Raw genomic sequence first — 15,339 nt, 5'->3', positions numbered from 1 at the left:
AAGTACCGCGTCATGGAGATGGCGTCCATTGCTGATACATCCAAGCTACCCTATCGATTGACCCATGTCCGTACATTCTGCCGATATCGATCTGGCAATAAGGCTGGCCGATGCCGCCGGTTCCGCCATCCGCCCCTATTTCCGTCGTGAAATGGGCCTGGAAATCAAGGAGGATCGCTCCCCCGTTACGCTCGCCGATCGCGAGGCGGAGGCGGTGATGCGCCGCATCCTGGAGGCGGAGCGCTCGGGCGACGGAATCCATGGCGAGGAATATGGCGTCAAGCCGGGCGTGACGGGGCGGCAATGGGTGCTCGACCCGATCGACGGCACGCGCAGCTTCACGGTGGGGCGGCCGATTTTCGGCACGCTGATCGCGCTGGTCGACAATGGCTGGCCGGTATTGGGCATCATCGACCAGCCGATCGGGCGGGAGCGCTGGCTGGGCGTCACGGGCCGCCCGACCCTGTTCAACGGCCAGCCCGCCCGCACGCGCCCCTGTACCGAGCTGGCGGGCGCGACGATCGCGACGACCAGCCCGCATCTGTTCGACGATGAGGACGTGCCCCATTTCATGGCCTTGGTCGGCGCGATCAGTGGGAACAGCCCGCGTCAGGGTCCGGTCTATGGCGGCGATTGCTATAATTACGGCCTGCTGGCGAGCGGGCATATCGATGTGGTCTGCGAATCGGGGCTGAAACTCCACGACTTTGCCGCACTCGTGCCGGTGGTCGAGGGTGCAGGCGGGCGGATGTGCGACTGGAACGGCGATCCGCTGACCGTCGACAGCGCGGGCCATGTGCTCGCCATCGGCGATCCGGCGCGCACCGAAGAGGTGCTAGAGGCGCTGCGCAACGTGCCGCATTCGCACGATCACGGGCACGATCACTGAGCATTCCCCGACCGGCACGGCCGGGGGCTATTTGAAACGCGCCCCTGCAGATTTTCTGGGCGAAGTTCAGAAAATGCCCAGGAATTTCTTGCGCTGCGCCTTGGCTTCGCCGGGATTGCCGCGGCCTTTTTCGTCCTTGGCGGTGGTGCCGCGACCCACATCGTCGCGCGGCTGGCCCTTGGTCGTCCGCTGAGCCCCCGCCCGCGCGCCTGCCAGCACCGGCCCGCACGCCGCCGCCTTGGCATCGCCGACATCGACAAAGGCGAGCACCCCCGCCAGCGGCGTCGCCACCACCGCCAGGCCCAGCCCTGTGCCGGCGCGGGCGAGCAGGTCGCCGCTGATCGGGTCGATTCCCGGCGAGACGAAATGGCCGGTCAGCCCGACCGGGGACTGGCCGGAAAAGAGGCTGAACTTCTTGGCGTCGGCGCGAATGGCGAGGTCGATCGCCTCGTTGCGGAAGCTGAATCCGCCGCGACCGACGATGACGTTCTTGGACGTGTCGATCAGAATCGGGTCCGCCGCCGCCACGCCGCTGCGCACGGTAAAGGCGATCAACCCGCAATTGATCCGAACCGGTTCTTTCAGCCGTTCCTCGAACATCTTCTGGACGAAGGTGCCCAGGTCCAGCTCCGCCAATTGCGCGTTGCGAGTCCAGAGCGAACCAGCGGGGAGGATGAAGGCCATGCGGCCGTCGGCGCTGGCCAGAGAATCATGGATCGTATCGCCGCGCCCGGCCAGCTGGATGCGGCCCTTGACCGTGCCGGTCGTCCCCGCCTCCGCCACGCCCCATCCGGCGAGCAACCGGCCCAGCGGCGTCGGCGACAGCCGGATGTCATAGCTGATCCGGCTGGGGCGCGGGCGGGTGTCGAAGACCAGGTCTGACGCCACGTCACCCCGCGCCATCGCAAAGCGCAGTGGCGACAGGGTCAGCTTCCCGCGATCCAGCGCCAGCGTCATGTCGACATCGGAAATCGGCACGCGGCGCGACCGGACGGTGCGGATCGTCCATTTCAGATCGGCATCGAATCGCTGCATCGTCGCCACGGGCAGCGCGGCATCGGGCAACAGCCTCTGCGCCCCCGCGCCCGTCGCGGCGGCGGCGGCCTGTGCGCCCTTGGACGCGACGATGTCGGGATTGTAACCGATAAAGGGGGCGGCATCGACGATGTCCAGCTTCTTCGTCGCCAGTTCCGAATCGAGGTGCAGCCGCTCGCCATTGGTGACCGTCAGCCTGCCCGCCAGATCGCTGTCGCCGAAACTCCCCGTCATCCGGGTGAAGCGATAGGCCTCGCCGTCCTTCACCAGTTGCGCGCGCAGGTCATAGCTGCGGGTGCGCGGGATGACGACGCCGATCACGTCGAGCAGGGTGGACAGGTCCTTGCCCCGCGCCCGCGTCTTCAGCGGGACATTCTCGATGTCGGCGATCGAGGGCAAGGTACCCGATAGGTCGACCACATTCCCCGCCGCCCGCATCCGCGCGATCAACTCGTTCCTGCCGCGATTGGCGGTGGCGTCGGGGGACAGGAGTTGCGCGGTCAGGGTGAAGGGGGTGGCGCGGATCACGCCCTTGCCCCGCACGCCGACCGCCTTGCCGATCCGCGCGTCCTGCGACCGGATGTCGTCCAGTGCGAGGTCCGCCGTCACCCGCATCCGGGGATCGCGATAGCGCACCGTCGTCCCGGTCACCGCCGCCACATCGATGCGCGGGAACTCCAGTGGCTTGCCGCCCTTCTTCTCGCTGAACGTCCATGTGTTGGTTCGGTGGTCGGGCGTCCATTCCAGATCGATCGCGCCGTTCGTCAGCTCCAGCCAGGTGAAGCGCCGTTTGCCGAACAGCAGCGACAGCGGCGCGATCCGCGAATCGATCCGGTCGGCGGTGAACAGGTTGGGGCGGCTGGCCCAGCCGGGGTTGGAGATCGCGATCTTCTCGGCGACGAACTTGATTCGCCACGGCGCGAAATAGAGCTGGAAGTCGCCGCCCACCGTCACCGTGCGATGCGTCTGCCGCCCGACGATCGACTCGAACGGATGGCGCAGGAACCGCCCCTTGGTGACGAACAGCACCAGCCAGATCGCGGCGACGAGGGCGAACAGCCCGACGACGATCCGCAACGCCCATCGCCGCCATCCCGCACGGGCGGCGGTTGGGTCGGCGGGGGTGTCGGCCGCGGGCACCTGATCCATGACAGCCCCAAGCGCGCGAAGCGAGGCGGTGGTTCCCTGTGCCCCATCTCAGAGCGCAAGGTTGCAATCCGCCCCCGCTTGGGCTAAGCGCCCCGCTTCCCGAGCGAGGTGTCACGAACGGCCCGGCCATCAGGGCTGCCGCGGCCGTTTCTGCCTTGCTCAAAGCGAAAGGACCAAAATGCCCAAGCTCAAGACCAAGAGCGGCGTCAAGAAGCGCTTCAAGCTCACCGCGACCGGCAAGCTCAAGCACGGCGTGGCCGGCAAGCGCCACCGCCTGATCAGCCATAACGGCAAGTATATCCGCCAGAACCGCGGCACCTCGGTCCTGTCCGATGCCGACACCAAGACCGTGAAGGCCTGGGCGCCTTACGGCCTGAACTGATTTCTGGAAGGATAGAGAGATATGGCACGCGTCAAGCGGGGCACGACCACCAAGGCGAAGCATAAGCGGATTTTGGAACAGGCGAAGGGCTATTATGGCCGTCGCAAGAACACCATCCGCATCGCGCGCCAGGCCGTCGAAAAGGCCGGTCAATATGCGTATCGCGACCGCAAGGTTAAGAAGCGGACCTTCCGTGGTCTGTGGATCCAGCGCATCAACGCCGGTGTCCGGGCCGAGGGCCTGACCTATTCGCAGTTCATGCACGGCCTGAAGCTGGCGGGCGTCGAACTGGACCGGAAGGTCTTGGCCGACATCGCGATGCACGAGGGCGAAGCCTTCTCGGCGATCATCGCCCAGGCGAAGGCCGCTCTGCCGCAGGCTGCGTAATCCGCAACCGACGGTTAGCGCCGGAAATCAGAAAAGGGCGTCGATGGGTTTCCATCGGCGCCCTTTCTGTTTGGGCAAAGCCGCACGGATGGGGTGAAGCGGTCTCGTCGAAACGATTGGCCCCGCCGTCCGGCGGCGTTGGCCGCGTTCATAGAGTCGCAGCCGCCCAGGCCTAGCGATCCTGCCCCTTCGCCCCCACATGGTCGGCGACATGGCGCTTCATCTGACCAAGGTCGCGTTCGGGGCGGCCAGTATCGATCATCTGGCGGAACGACTGAAGATACGGGCGCAGGAAGGGCCGGTCTTTCTGACCACGCGCTATCTGCCCAAACGGCATGAGGAAGTGGCGGGGCAGGGCTCGCTATTCTGGATCCTCAAGCATCAACTGGTCGCGCGCTCGCCGATCCTGTCCTTCGGCGAGGCCGAAGGCGGGCGGTGCGCGATCCATATCGATCCGGCACTGGTGCTGGTGCAGGCCTTGCCCCGCCGCGCGCATCAGGGATGGCGCTATCTCGAAGCGATCGACGCCCCGCCCGATCTCACCGGCGCGGCCAGCGGCATTGAGGCGATGCCGCCGGTCCTGGTCGGCAAGCTGGTGGAACTGGGGCTGATCTGATCCCCCCCTTTCGGGGAGGATCGAGGATTTAGAGCTTTGGCCCGGACACCGCCGCGCGGGTCTTTTTGGGGGTTTCGGCGAACAGCTTGGCGATGGCGGTGTTGCGGGCGTCCTGCGACGCATATTCGCGCGCGGTCAGCCCGGCGACATTGTCGGCCTGATCGGGATCGGCCCCGGCACTCAGCAATTCGCGGACCATGCCGATGTCATGACGCTGCACCGCGCGGATCAGCGGGGTTTCGCCGGAGGCGTTGCCGATATTGGGATTGGCCTTGGCCGCGGTCAGGATGCGGATCATCTCCGGCTGGCCGCCCGATACTGCCAGCAGCAGCGGGGTATTGCCGCGCCCGTCGCGCAGATTGGGGTCGGCGCCCTTTTGCAGCAGGAAGCGCAGATAGGTCTCGTCGCCGCGCTTGATGACGATGTGCAGCGCGCCTTCGCCGCTGGTCACGTCGCGAGTGTTGATGATGCTGGCGCCGGGACGGTCCAGCATGTTGGTCACGTCGTTGCCCTTGGCCTCGCGGACCGCCTGGAGGAATTTATAGCTTTCCGACTGCATCATCTGGGCGGTCGCGGGCACGGCGATGACACCCAGAAGCGCAGCGGCGAGCAGGGGGCGAAGGGACATGAAAGGTGATCCTGAGCAATGGAGCATGGCTTGCAACCGGCGATTTATCACAGCAAGGCTATCGACGTCATGACCCGAATATTCCTGTCCGCCCTGCTGCCGCTCGCCTTTGCGCTGGCCGGTTGCGGTTCCTCCCAGCCGGAAGCGCAGCCGCCGCTGGCGGGGACGAAGATTGGCGGCCCGTTCCGCCTGACCGGGGCGGATGGACGGACCGTCACCGACCGCGACTATGCCGGGCGGTATCGTATCGTCTATTTCGGCTATAGCTTCTGCCCCGATATCTGCCCCACCGACATGCAGGTGATCGGTGCCGGCCTGAAGCTGCTGGAGAAGAGCGCGCCGGCCAAGGCGGCGCGGATCGTGCCGATCTTCATCACGGTCGATCCGGCGCGCGACACGCCGCAGGTGGCCGGCCGTTTCGCCACCACCTTCCACCCGCGTTTCGTCGGACTGACCGGCACCGAGGCGCAGATCGCGGCGGTGGAGAAAGCCTATGCCGTCTGGGCGCAGAAGGGCGATCCCTCGCCCGGTGGCGGTTACCTGATGAACCATAGCAAACAGGCCTATCTGATGGGCCCGGACGGCATGCCGATCGCGCTGTTGCCTTCGGACGAGGGGCCCAAGGCGGTGGCCGACACGCTGGACCAATGGGTCCGGTGATGGAGCGTTTCTGGGAAAAGCCGATCGAAAGCCTCGACCGCGCGCAATGGGAGGCGCTGTGCGATGGCTGCGGCAAATGCTGCATCCACAAGCTGGAGGATGAAGAGACGGGCGAGTTGGTCGCGACCAATGTCGCCTGCCGCCTGCTCGACCGGCGGAGCGGGCAATGCTCCAACTATCGCCATCGCCGCGCCTATGTCAGCGAATGCGTGCGTCTGACCATGGGCAATGTCCGGTCGATCGACTGGTTGCCCACCACCTGCGCCTATCGCCTGCGCGCGGCCGACGAGCCCCTGCCCGACTGGCATTATCTGGTCTGCGGCGACCGGGAGGCGGTGCACCGCGCGGGTCAGTCGGTGCGCGGCTGGACGATCAGCGAGGATGACGCTGGCGATTTCGAGAATCACATCGTGGACCGCGAATTGTGATCGACGAAGTCGTCCGCCATCCGACTGCCAAGACCATCCGCCTCAGCGTCGATCCTGCCACCGGCACCGCCAGGCTGATCGTGCCGCGCCGCGCGGGCCTGAAGTCCGCGCTCGCCTGGGCCGAGGACAAGAAGGACTGGATCGCCGAACAGCGCGCGCGGTTGCCGACTCCGCGCCCCTTCGTGCCCGGCGCGTCCATCCCGTTCGGTGACCGGGTGCTGACGCTGGAATGGCAGGAGGGTCGCGCCCGCGTCATCCAGTGCGAGGGGGACCGGCTCTGCGCGTCCGGCCCGATCGAGACGCTGGAGCGTCGAGTCGAGGCCTGGCTGAAGCGTCAGGCGCTGGAAGTGCTGGCGCGCGAAACCGCGGAGATCGCGCGGGCGGCGGGCGTCACCGTGACCAAGGTCAGTGTCGCCGATCCCAAGGCGCGCTGGGGCAGTTGCGCCTCGACGGGGGCAATCCGCTATAGCTGGCGGCTGATCCTCGCGCCCGCCTTCGTCCGCCGGGCGACCGTCGCGCATGAGGTCGCGCATCGGGTCCATATGAACCATGCGCCGGTCTTCCACGCGCTGGTCGCCGAATTGCTGGGCGAGGACCCGGCGCCCGCCATCGCCTGGCTACGACGGCATGGCGCGGGGCTTCACTGGTACGGACGATCGTCCTGACGATCGCGCGCTGACCCGCGCGGCGGGTTGGAGTTGGCCCGACCGTCGCGCGGGGCCGCACCATTGCCGCGCCCGGTCACCCGGTCGATCCACGCCTGGTCCAGCCGCTGTTGCGGGGCCGGATTCTGTGCGGGCGGCTGGCCAGAGGGCGACGGGGGAACGGGCGCGCCCGGCTGCGGCTGCTGGAGGGGGACGGGCGCGGCGGGATCGCGACGGGTGGGAATCTCCATCGTCTCCTCGCCGTCCTGCGCTTCCCCGGCGACCGGCGGGGGCAGCGGATTGCCATCGGCATCGACCCCGCTCACGCCATTGTCGGGCTGGCCGAAATAGCTCTCCTCATCGGGCTCCAACTGCCATTCGGGCAGCGTCACCTGGGTCTCGAACTGCTCGATCGGGCGGCTGGCGGTGGCGACCCGCATATAGTCGGCGAACGCCTTGGCGGGCGCGGTGCCGCCATGAAGCCCCGCCACCGGGCGGTTGTTGTCGCGACCCATCCACACGCCGGTGGTGATCCCACTGGAGAAGCCCAGGAACCAGCCATCCTTGGAACTGCTGGTGGTGCCGGTCTTGCCCGCGACCGGGCGGCCGATCTGCGCCGCGCGGCCGGTGCCGGTGTTGACCGCCGTCTGGAGCAGATCGGTCATCTCGGCGGCGACGAAGGGGGCGACCAGCACATGGCTGCGATCCACCTCATGCGTATAGATGGTCTGGCCATTCGCCACGACCTTGGTGATGCCATAGGGGGTGACCTTCACCCCCTTGTTCGCAACGCTGGCAAAGGCGCTGGTCATGTCGATCACGCGCACTTCCGACGTGCCCAGCACCATCGACGGATGGGTGTTGACCGGCGTGGTGATGCCGAACCGGCGCGCCATGTCGGCGACGGTCTGGAACCCGACTTCCTGGCCCAGCTTGGCCGCGACGGTGTTCAGCGAATAGGCGAAGGCGGTACGAAGCGAGACGCTGCCCGAATTGCGGCGCGAATCGTTGCGCGGCGACCAGCCATCGATGGTGACGGGTTCGTCGACCACCTGGTCCTCGGGCTTGTGCCCGGCCTCCAGCGCGGCGAGATAGACGAACAGCTTGAAAGCGGACCCCGGCTGGCGGACCGCCGTCACCGCGCGGTTATAGTTGGTGGAGACATAGTCCTTGCCCCCCACCATCGCGCGCACCGCGCCGTCGCGGTCCAGGCTGACCAGTGCGCCCTGCGTCCCCTCGGGCGCATCGGCGCGAATCGCGGCATCGGCGGCGCGCTGCATGGTGAGGTCGAGCGTCGTCCACACGTCGAGCGGGGCGGTCTGCTCGTCGATCAGCAGGTCGAGTTGCGGCAGCGCCCAGTCTGTGAAGTAGCGGACCGAATTCTGCTTGGGCTCGGGCGCGAGCTTAAGGGCCTGGGGATCGGCGCCCGCGGCCTGCGACGCGGTGATGAAGCCGTTGCGTTCCATCTGGCTGATGACCACGCCCGCACGCCCCACGGCGGCCTCGGCATCGGCGGTCGGGGAATAGTTGGACGGCGCCTTGACCAGCCCCGCGATCACGGCGGCTTCGGACAGGCTCAGATGATCGGCGCCGTGGCCGAAGAATTTGCGTGATGCCGCGTCGATGCCGTACGCGCCGCCGCCATAATAGACCTTGTTGAGATACAGCTCGAGAATCTGGTTCTTGGAGAATTTCAGCTCCATTGCCAGTGCCAGGATCGCCTCGCGGAACTTTCGACCGAACTTCTTTTGGTTGTTCAGGAAGATGGTGCGCGTAATCTGCTGGGTGATGGTCGAGCCGCCCTGTTTCCAGCGCCCCTTTTCCAGACGCACCTCGACCGAGCGCGCGATGCCGATCGGATCGACGCCGGGATGTTGGCGGAATCGGCGATCCTCCACCGCGATCGTGGCGTCGCGCATCACGATCGGGATGCGGTCATAGGGCAGCCACTCGCCATAGCTGGGCCCGAGCGACACGATCACCGTGCCGTCGGCGGCATGGACGCGGATCATCTGGCCGTTGGGCGAGGATTTGAGCTCCTCGAAGCTGGGCAGTTGCGACTTGGCGACAAAGACCGCGATCGCCAGCGCACCGATCGCCAGTACGGCCAGGCCGATCAGAATCTGCAGGGTTACGACGATCCGGCGCCGCCAGGGAGAGCGGGGCTTGGAGGAGCGGGGCCGGGGTGACCGGGAAGACGACGCGCGAGGCATGGGACGGATCGCGAATTACAGGGCTTTGAACATGACCACAAGACGGCGATGCCCGACCCCATATTGCGCCGTGATGAACCAAAGATCGGTACGTCTCTGCAAGGCTGTTAATTTTTTGTCCGTGATGCGTTAATAGAGAAGGGAAGCCGAATTCCGTCAGGGGGCGTAATTGGCGGGAAGGATAGGCATGGAACAGATCGAACAGCAGGAAAGCGCCTCGGCTGAACGTCGTTCGGGCCAGCGGCATTCGGCTGTACTTCTGCTTGGCAAGGTGTGCGGCGACGTGCCAGGCGTCTGCCTGGTCCACAATATCTCGGGCAGTGGCCTGATGGCACGGTTCGTCAACGTGCCCGCCGTCGGCGATTCCATCTGTATCGAGGTACGCGGCCTGCCGCCCGTTCCCGGCACGGTCCGCTGGGTCCGGGGACAGAAGGCGGGCGTGCAGTTCGATACGCCGCAACCCTATCAGAACATATTCTCGGCGGAGAACGAGGACGGTACGATCCCGCGCCCGCCGCGCTTTCCGGTGACGCTGGCGGCCGAAGTGCGGCTGAGCGACCGGAAATTCGCCAGCGAGTTGATCGACGTGTCCGCCGGCGGGGCCAAGCTGGTCGCCAGCGGTACGGTCCAGCCGGGGTTGGCGGGGCATATCATCATCCGCCCGATGGGCACCGCATTGTTCGGCACGATCTGCTGGGTGAAGGACGGGCGTTTCGGCTTTCGCTTCGTGTCGCCGCTGCCCCTCGATACGCTGGCTTCGATCGTCGCGACGCGGTGATTTCGGGGCCCCTGACGCCTGGACAGGATTTCATGCGGCCGGTCGCACGCTGATCGTCGCGGCTCCGAACGGAGACCCCGCTGGTCGGGATTAGCGATGTTCCGAGGAAAATCTGGTGCGGTCGAGAAGACTCGAACTTCCACGGCCTTTCGGCCACAACGACCTCAACGTTGCGCGTCTACCAATTCCGCCACGACCGCACTCGATAGTCACCACCGGCAAGCCGGAGGGCTGGTAGGCGGCTGCCCCTAGCAAAGCGATACGGGCAGCGCAATGCCTTTCGTGAGGCGATGTCGCTTCGGCGACAATCCATGGCTTTCGCGAATGGCGCTTCGGGCATAGGGGAGGGGGCATGACGTCCTTCCTCCGCCCCGATCGTGCCGAGGCGCGCCGTCTGCTCGGGCTCGCCTGGCCGGTGATGCTCACCAGCCTGAACTGGACCATCCTGCACGTCACCGATGTCGTGGTGGTGGGTCGCGTCGGCGAGCATGAGGTCGCCGCGCTCTCGGCCAGTCGTTCGCTGACCTATGTCGCGATCGTCACGGGGCTGGCCTGGCTGTCGGGCGTGCTCGTCCGTGCCTCGCGCGCCGATGGGGCGGGGGATTGGCCCGAGACCGGCCAGGCGCTGCGCGACGGACTCGTGTTGGGCCTGATCCTGGGTATCGCGGCAATGCTGATCCTGGGACTGGGGGGATCCGGGCTGTTGCGGGGAATCGGCGTCGATCCCTCGCTGGTCGAGCCGGGCGCGCGGGTCGTCGCGGTGATGGCGCTGGGCTATCCGTTTCAGCTGGTGCTGGTCGCCGCCAGCTTCTTTCTGGAGGGGATCAGCCGCCCGCGACGGGTCACGATGGTCAATCTGTCGATCCTGCCGATCAACGCGGCGTTGGCCTGGGCGCTGGCGGGGGGAGAGATGGGATTGCCTGCGCTGGGTGCGGTCGGCGCGGCGCTGGCGACGGTGATCGCCTCGGCATTGGGGGCCGTCGCGATGGTGGCCAGCGCGATGACCCTGCCGCGCGGGGCCTTGCGTGGCGTGCGTCGGATGGACCGCGCGGCCTGGGCCCCGACCTGGCGCGGCGCGATCGGCCTGGCGCGGTTCGGCTTCGTCCCCGCCATCGCGTCGGGGCTGGAACTGGCGGGGTTCGCCATCCTGATCGCGCTGTCGACCCGGTTGGGCGACGCCACCGCCCATGGTTTCCAGATCGTCTTTTCGGTTCACAACGTCACCTTCGCGCTGGCGCTCGGGCTGGGCTCGGCGGCGGGGGTGCGCGCGGGCAATGCGGTGGGCGAGGGCGTGGCGTCGGCCGCGATCGCCCGCACCCTGCTGGCGGTCGCGCTGGCGGCGCTGGCCATGGCCGCCTGCGGCCTGGTGATGCTCGTCGGTGCGGGGCCGCTGGTCGGGCTGTTCCCCGCCCAGGCCGATGCGCGGGCGGTGGCGGTGGCGATGCTGGTCATCTGGGCACCGTTCATCCTGTTCGACGGAATCCAGGTGGTGCTGGTCTATGCGCTACGCTCGCTGGGGGATCAGGTGGCGGCGGGGATCAACAGCATCATCGCCTATTTCATCGTCACGGGCGGCGCCGGATGGTGGCTGGTCGCGCATGGGTGGGGCGCACAGGGGCTGGCCATCGCGTCGGGCGCCGGGATGCTGATCGCCGCGCTGCTCCATGGCGCGCGGTTCGGGATCGTCGCCCGGCGGCTCTGGCGGGCTTAGGTTCCGCTTCCCTCACCCGCAAAGCTCAGGTCCAGCCGCTTGGAACTGGGCGGCACGTCGAGCTTCGCCGAGTTGAAGTCCATCGACGCGCCCGGCCCCAGGGTCCGCTGCTGCGGCGCGATCGCCCAGGAGAAGACGACGCGCCCCTGCGCATCCTTCAGTTCGGCGCGCAGGTCCGGCACCCGCTGCTGCGTCGAGGAGGGGTTGATGATCTGGCCCGAAATGGCGAACAGTTCCGAGCCATTCTCCAGTTCGCGTCGCTCGATCGGGTTGGAACGGAGTTCCAGCGCCGACTCGGTGCTGCCCAGACCCAGCCAGCCGCCGATGCCCGGCATGCCGGTCCACAGGATCGCGGCCGTCGCGATCAGCATCAACAGCCCTGCCGCGACCGCGCCGATGGTCCAGCGCCGCACCGGATTGCGCCGTGCGCGGAATGGCGGGCGGTGCGCGAAGGCGTCGAAGCCGGGTTCGTCCTGCGATAGGATCGGCGGGGCGGGGGACGGCGCGACGATCGGTGGGGGCGGTGGGGGTGGCGGCGGCGCATCGACCGCATCGTCCGGAATCGTCTCATCCGGCTCTGCGGCCAGGACGGGCGGAAGAGGCAGTTCGGGATCGGGTGGCGACTGGAACCAGCTGTGTCGGCAATTGGCGCAACGCACGGTCCGACCCTCCAGCCCGATCGCGCTGTCGGGCACCAGATAGCGGGTGCGGCACTCGGGGCATTCGAGGATCATGCGGTCGGGCACTTCAACGGACAGGACGGATCGACAGACGGACAGGCCATCCGGATCAGGCCCCCCGAAAGTCCAGTAAGCACGCCGCCCATATGCGTGGCAAGCTTGAAGCGCGGGGCGGGCCATGCCAAGGCCATGAGAGCATGGCGAACATCGTCCAGTTCGAGAATGTCGGCCTTCGCTATGGTGCGGGCGAGGAAACCCTGTGCGACGTCAGCTTTACGTTGCGCTCGGGGCAATTCTATTTCCTGACCGGGGCCAGCGGTGCGGGAAAGACCTCGCTCTTGCGGCTTTTATATCTGTCGCAGCGTCCCAGTCGGGGAATCATCCGGTTATTCGGCGAGGATGCGGTGATCCTGCCGCGCGACCGTCTGCCCGGATTCCGGCGACGGATCGGGGTGGTGTTCCAGGATTTCCGTCTGATCCCGCACCTGTCGGCGGCGGACAATATCGCGCTGCCCCTGCGCGTGGCGGGCATGGCCGAATTGGAGATTGCGCGGGCGGTGCGCGAGATGCTGGCCTGGATCGGCCTGTCCGAACGGTCGGGCGCTCGCCCGGCGACGCTTTCGGGCGGCGAGCAGCAGCGGGTGGCGATCGCGCGGGCGGTGATCGCGCGCCCCGAACTGCTGGTTGCCGACGAACCGACGGGCAATGTCGATCCGGTCATGGCGGAGCGGTTGCTTCACCTGTTCAACTCACTGCACCGGCTGGGGACGACGGTGGTGATGGCGACGCATGACTGGCATCTGATCGACCGGATCACGGGTGCGCACCATATGCATCTGGAGCACGGACGGCTGGTCGATCCCGAACCGTCCGAGGCGACCGCCCCGCCAGGCGTCGCCCCCAGGGCCGAACCACCCCGGTCGACCATCGTGCGGAGCGGGTTGTGACGCGCGCCGACACGACACGGCGCGCGACGGGGGCGGAGGCGCGGGCGCTGGACGATGTCGGCGGTGCGCATGTCATGAGTTGGGTGATTGCGATCATGTTGTTCCTGACCCTGCTGGCCGGGGCCGCCGGACTGGGCACGGCGCGGGCGGCGGGGGCGCTGGACCGACAGATGGCGGGGCGACTGACCGTTCAGATCGTCGAGGGCGAGACGCAGCGTCGCGACGCCGCGGCCGCGCGGGTGCTGGCCGTGCTGCGCACCCTGCCCGATGTCGCCCGCGCGACGCCGGTGCCCCAGGCCGAGCTGGCGCGTATGCTGCAACCCTGGCTGGGGGGTGATGCCGCCGCCGCCGGGCTGCCGGTGCCCGCGCTGATCGATGTCGATCTGACCAGCGACCGGAGCGACGCCATTGCCCGTGTCGGCGCGGCGGTGGCGCGCACCAGCCCGGCGGCGCGGGTCGATGCCCATGCGACCTGGCTGGGCCCCGTCGGGCGCCTGCTCGACACCGCCGCCTGGCTCGCGGGGGCGATCATCCTGTTGATGCTGGGGGCGACGGCGGCGGTGGTCATGCTGGCGGCGCGCGCCGGTTTGGAGGCGCATCGCGCGACGATCGAGGTCATCCATATGCTCGGTGCGACCGACCGGCAGGTCGCCCGGCTGTTCCAGCGGCGAATCGCGCTCGATGCCGGAATCGGTGCTGTGGTGGGCAGCGTGGTCGCGGGCGGCGCGATCGCGCTGGTCGCGCGGCAAGTGGGTGCGCTGGACTCGGAATTGCTGAGCGGCATGCGACTGGGGATGGGGGATGTGGCGATGCTGATCGCGCTGCCCTTCGCCTTTATCGCACTGGCGGTGGTCGCGGCGCGGCTGGCGGTAATGGCCCAGATGCGGCGGATGCTCTGATGCTGCGCCTGTTCGGTCTGGCGGCGCTGGCGTGGTGCCTGGGGTTCGCGGTCTTCATGCTGACCCTGCCGCACCCCCTGGAGAACAACACCACCGATGCGATCGTGGTGCCGACCGGCGGCCCCGGGCGCATCGATCGGGGGATCGCGCTGCTCAAGGCGCATCAGGCCAAGCGGATGCTGGTGACGGGCGTCGCGCCGGGAGTGCGACCGATCGATCTGGCGCGCACCTATCACACCTCGCCCGCGCTGTTTGCCTGCTGCATCGATCTGGGCGGCGAGGCGGTCGATACCCGTTCCAATGCCGAGGAGACGGCGAACTGGGTTCGCGAACATGGCTATCGCACGGTGCGGCTGGTCACTTCCGACTGGCATTTGCCGCGCGCGAAGATGGAATTGACCGCGACCTTGGGCTCGCAGGTGCTGGTGCTGGGGGACGGCGTGCCGTCCGAGCCGCGGCTGGGGACGCTGGTCAACGAATATAACAAGCTGATCCTGCGCAGGGTCGCGCTTTGGACGGGGTTTGGTGCGTGATTCTGCTTCGTAACATCGTCTTCGTGGCGATCTTCTATCCGGTATCGGCGATCATGGCGCTGCTGTCGCCAGTGATCGCGCTGGGTGGGCGTCAGGCGGTGATCCACTGGGCGACCGGTTGGACCCGGTTTCACCGGATCTGCACCCGCTGGATCCTGGGCATCCGCGTGGTGGTGGAGGGGACGCGCCCGACCAGCCCGGCGCTCTACCCCGCCAAGCATCAGGCGATGTTCGAGACGATGGAGTTGCAGCGGATGCTGGGCGCGCCCGCCATGGTGCTGAAGCGCGAACTGGCGAATATTCCGCTCTGGGGCTGGGCGGTGCGCAAATATGGCGCGATCGTGGTGGACCGCAGCGCCTCGGCCAGGGCGATGCGCGGGATGATGCGCGACGCCCAGGTCGCGGTGGGCGAGGGGCGGGCGATCATGATCTTTCCCGAGGGGACGCGGGTGAAACCCGGCGAAACGCCGCCGCTGAAACCCGGATTCGCGGGACTATACCGGATGCTCAACCTGCCGGTGGTGCCGGTGGCGACCGATTCGGGGCTGGTCTGGCCGCGCAAAGGCTTGAAGAGGCCGGGTGTCGTGACGCTGCGCTTCGGCGAGGTGATTCCGCCCGGGCTGCCACGTGCGGAGGCGGAGGCTAGGGTTCATGCGGCGATGAATGCCCTGGAATCCTCACCGGCGCGGGGCGGTGGCAGAGCATAAACCCTGACGGAGGGGGGCTTCCGCAAGGGACGCCCATTTTTACGTCTACCCCC

The 15,339-nt window shown here is 67.5% G+C and carries 17 protein-coding genes and 1 tRNA gene; 13 read left to right on the top strand and 5 right to left on the bottom strand.

The features are described 5' to 3' along the window. The first annotated feature begins 64 nt into the window (after positions 1-64). A complete protein-coding gene (locus NZL82_RS03310; RefSeq protein ID WP_261268356.1) occupies positions 65-889 on the top strand; it encodes an inositol monophosphatase family protein in 825 nt (274 codons plus the stop codon). Positions 890-955: 66 nt separating this feature from the next. Here the strand turns inward: NZL82_RS03310 and NZL82_RS03305 are convergent, their stop codons facing one another. Next, the gene (locus tag NZL82_RS03305; RefSeq protein WP_261268355.1) at positions 956-3,073 is read right to left on the bottom strand and encodes an AsmA family protein; all 2,118 of its coding nucleotides are present in this window, start codon (positions 3,071-3,073) and stop codon (positions 956-958) included. A 178-nt stretch (positions 3,074-3,251) separates the two neighbouring features. On the opposite strand from NZL82_RS03305, the gene rpmI reads away from it, so the two are divergent. The 3 genes from rpmI to NZL82_RS03290 all read left to right on the top strand — a co-directional run bounded on the left by rpmI (position 3,252) and on the right by NZL82_RS03290 (position 4,458). Next, a complete protein-coding gene (gene rpmI, locus NZL82_RS03300) occupies positions 3,252-3,455 on the top strand; it encodes a 50S ribosomal protein L35 (protein ID WP_007406658.1) in 204 nt (67 codons plus the stop codon). 21 nt (positions 3,456-3,476) lie between these two features. After that, positions 3,477-3,842 carry a 50S ribosomal protein L20 gene (gene rplT, locus NZL82_RS03295; protein WP_261268354.1) on the top strand — a complete coding sequence of 122 codons (366 nt, stop codon included), beginning with the start codon at positions 3,477-3,479 and terminating at the stop codon, positions 3,840-3,842. A 211-nt stretch (positions 3,843-4,053) separates the two neighbouring features. Then, the gene (locus tag NZL82_RS03290; RefSeq protein WP_261268353.1) at positions 4,054-4,458 is read left to right on the top strand and encodes a DUF1489 family protein; all 405 of its coding nucleotides are present in this window, start codon (positions 4,054-4,056) and stop codon (positions 4,456-4,458) included. 28 nt (positions 4,459-4,486) lie between these two features. On the opposite strand, the gene NZL82_RS03285 is transcribed toward NZL82_RS03290, so the two are convergent. Continuing rightward, the gene (locus NZL82_RS03285; protein ID WP_261268352.1) at positions 4,487-5,086 is read right to left on the bottom strand and encodes an ankyrin repeat domain-containing protein; all 600 of its coding nucleotides are present in this window, start codon (positions 5,084-5,086) and stop codon (positions 4,487-4,489) included. 69 nt (positions 5,087-5,155) lie between these two features. Between NZL82_RS03285 and NZL82_RS03280 the strand changes: the two genes are divergently transcribed. From NZL82_RS03280 to NZL82_RS03270, 3 genes are read left to right on the top strand one after another with little or no spacing between them, the layout of a single operon-like run. Further along, entirely contained in the window at positions 5,156-5,746 is a 591-nt protein-coding gene (locus tag NZL82_RS03280) for an SCO family protein (RefSeq protein ID WP_261268351.1), read from the top strand. Next, on the top strand, positions 5,746-6,174 hold the full coding sequence (locus tag NZL82_RS03275) for a YcgN family cysteine cluster protein (RefSeq protein ID WP_261268350.1): 429 nt from the start codon (positions 5,746-5,748) through the stop codon (positions 6,172-6,174). Before NZL82_RS03280 ends, NZL82_RS03275 begins: the two co-directional genes overlap by 1 nt. After that, positions 6,171-6,839 (top strand): M48 family metallopeptidase, encoded by a 669-nt coding sequence (locus NZL82_RS03270; protein ID WP_261268349.1) that lies wholly within the window; start codon positions 6,171-6,173, stop codon positions 6,837-6,839. The genes NZL82_RS03275 and NZL82_RS03270 overlap by 4 nt, the downstream gene beginning before the upstream one ends. On the opposite strand, the gene NZL82_RS03265 is transcribed toward NZL82_RS03270, so the two are convergent. Further along, on the bottom strand, positions 6,815-9,031 hold the full coding sequence (locus tag NZL82_RS03265; protein ID WP_261268348.1) for a transglycosylase domain-containing protein: 2,217 nt from the start codon (positions 9,029-9,031) through the stop codon (positions 6,815-6,817). The genes NZL82_RS03270 and NZL82_RS03265 overlap by 25 nt on opposite strands. A 187-nt stretch (positions 9,032-9,218) precedes the next feature. On the opposite strand from NZL82_RS03265, the gene NZL82_RS03260 reads away from it, so the two are divergent. After that, positions 9,219-9,809, top strand: a complete 591-nt coding sequence (locus NZL82_RS03260) for a PilZ domain-containing protein (protein ID WP_261268347.1) — start codon at positions 9,219-9,221, stop codon at positions 9,807-9,809. A 113-nt stretch (positions 9,810-9,922) separates the two neighbouring features. Here NZL82_RS03260 and NZL82_RS03255 read toward each other — a convergent pair. Continuing rightward, positions 9,923-10,009: transfer RNA gene (locus NZL82_RS03255), tRNA-Leu, on the bottom strand. Between the two features lie 152 nt (positions 10,010-10,161). Here NZL82_RS03255 and NZL82_RS03250 point away from each other — a divergent pair. Further along, positions 10,162-11,520, top strand: a complete 1,359-nt coding sequence (locus NZL82_RS03250; protein ID WP_261268346.1) for an MATE family efflux transporter — start codon at positions 10,162-10,164, stop codon at positions 11,518-11,520. On the opposite strand, the gene NZL82_RS03245 is transcribed toward NZL82_RS03250, so the two are convergent. After that, positions 11,517-12,254 carry a zinc-ribbon domain-containing protein gene (locus NZL82_RS03245; protein ID WP_261268345.1) on the bottom strand — a complete coding sequence of 246 codons (738 nt, stop codon included), beginning with the start codon at positions 12,252-12,254 and terminating at the stop codon, positions 11,517-11,519. The genes NZL82_RS03250 and NZL82_RS03245 overlap by 4 nt on opposite strands. A gap of 143 nt (positions 12,255-12,397) precedes the next feature. Between NZL82_RS03245 and ftsE the strand changes: the two genes are divergently transcribed. The 4 genes from ftsE to NZL82_RS03225 are packed head-to-tail and all read left to right on the top strand — an operon-like array spanning position 12,398 to position 15,286. Beyond that, positions 12,398-13,147: a cell division ATP-binding protein FtsE gene (ftsE, locus tag NZL82_RS03240; RefSeq protein WP_261268344.1), complete on the top strand. Its 750-nt coding sequence runs from the start codon at positions 12,398-12,400 to the stop codon at positions 13,145-13,147. Further along, positions 13,144-14,046 carry an ABC transporter permease gene (locus NZL82_RS03235; RefSeq protein ID WP_261268343.1) on the top strand — a complete coding sequence of 301 codons (903 nt, stop codon included), beginning with the start codon at positions 13,144-13,146 and terminating at the stop codon, positions 14,044-14,046. The genes ftsE and NZL82_RS03235 overlap by 4 nt, the downstream gene beginning before the upstream one ends. Next, the gene (locus NZL82_RS03230; RefSeq protein ID WP_261268647.1) at positions 14,043-14,579 is read left to right on the top strand and encodes a YdcF family protein; all 537 of its coding nucleotides are present in this window, start codon (positions 14,043-14,045) and stop codon (positions 14,577-14,579) included. The genes NZL82_RS03235 and NZL82_RS03230 overlap by 4 nt, the downstream gene beginning before the upstream one ends. Continuing rightward, the gene (locus tag NZL82_RS03225; RefSeq protein ID WP_261268342.1) at positions 14,576-15,286 is read left to right on the top strand and encodes a 1-acyl-sn-glycerol-3-phosphate acyltransferase; all 711 of its coding nucleotides are present in this window, start codon (positions 14,576-14,578) and stop codon (positions 15,284-15,286) included. Before NZL82_RS03230 ends, NZL82_RS03225 begins: the two co-directional genes overlap by 4 nt. Positions 15,287-15,339 lie beyond the last annotated feature (53 nt).

This window comes from Sphingomonas sp. LC-1 (assembly GCF_025371035.1).
Classification (GTDB): Bacteria; Pseudomonadota; Alphaproteobacteria; order Sphingomonadales; family Sphingomonadaceae; genus Sphingomonas; species Sphingomonas sanguinis_E.
The sequence above is the reverse complement of the archived record's forward strand: the minus strand, read 5'-3'. Positions and strand labels throughout refer to the sequence as shown.

What these genes read in the sequence shown, in the direction of transcription:
- NZL82_RS03265 (WP_261268348.1), bottom strand. Translation starts at nt 9,031, where the DNA reads ATGCCTCGCGCGTCGTCTTCCCGGTCACCCCGGCCCCGCTCCTCCAAG.
- NZL82_RS03310 (WP_261268356.1), top strand. Translation starts at nt 65, where the DNA reads ATGTCCGTACATTCTGCCGATATCGATCTGGCAATAAGGCTGGCCGAT.
- NZL82_RS03250 (WP_261268346.1), top strand. Translation starts at nt 10,162, where the DNA reads ATGACGTCCTTCCTCCGCCCCGATCGTGCCGAGGCGCGCCGTCTGCTC.
- NZL82_RS03305 (WP_261268355.1), bottom strand. Translation starts at nt 3,073, where the DNA reads ATGGATCAGGTGCCCGCGGCCGACACCCCCGCCGACCCAACCGCCGCC.
- NZL82_RS03275 (WP_261268350.1), top strand. Translation starts at nt 5,746, where the DNA reads ATGGAGCGTTTCTGGGAAAAGCCGATCGAAAGCCTCGACCGCGCGCAA.
- NZL82_RS03245 (WP_261268345.1), bottom strand. Translation starts at nt 12,254, where the DNA reads ATGATCCTCGAATGCCCCGAGTGCCGCACCCGCTATCTGGTGCCCGAC.
- rplT (WP_261268354.1), top strand. Translation starts at nt 3,477, where the DNA reads ATGGCACGCGTCAAGCGGGGCACGACCACCAAGGCGAAGCATAAGCGG.
- NZL82_RS03285 (WP_261268352.1), bottom strand. Translation starts at nt 5,086, where the DNA reads ATGTCCCTTCGCCCCCTGCTCGCCGCTGCGCTTCTGGGTGTCATCGCC.
- NZL82_RS03290 (WP_261268353.1), top strand. Translation starts at nt 4,054, where the DNA reads ATGGCGCTTCATCTGACCAAGGTCGCGTTCGGGGCGGCCAGTATCGAT.
- NZL82_RS03260 (WP_261268347.1), top strand. Translation starts at nt 9,219, where the DNA reads ATGGAACAGATCGAACAGCAGGAAAGCGCCTCGGCTGAACGTCGTTCG.
- ftsE (WP_261268344.1), top strand. Translation starts at nt 12,398, where the DNA reads ATGGCGAACATCGTCCAGTTCGAGAATGTCGGCCTTCGCTATGGTGCG.
- NZL82_RS03280 (WP_261268351.1), top strand. Translation starts at nt 5,156, where the DNA reads ATGACCCGAATATTCCTGTCCGCCCTGCTGCCGCTCGCCTTTGCGCTG.
- rpmI (WP_007406658.1), top strand. Translation starts at nt 3,252, where the DNA reads ATGCCCAAGCTCAAGACCAAGAGCGGCGTCAAGAAGCGCTTCAAGCTC.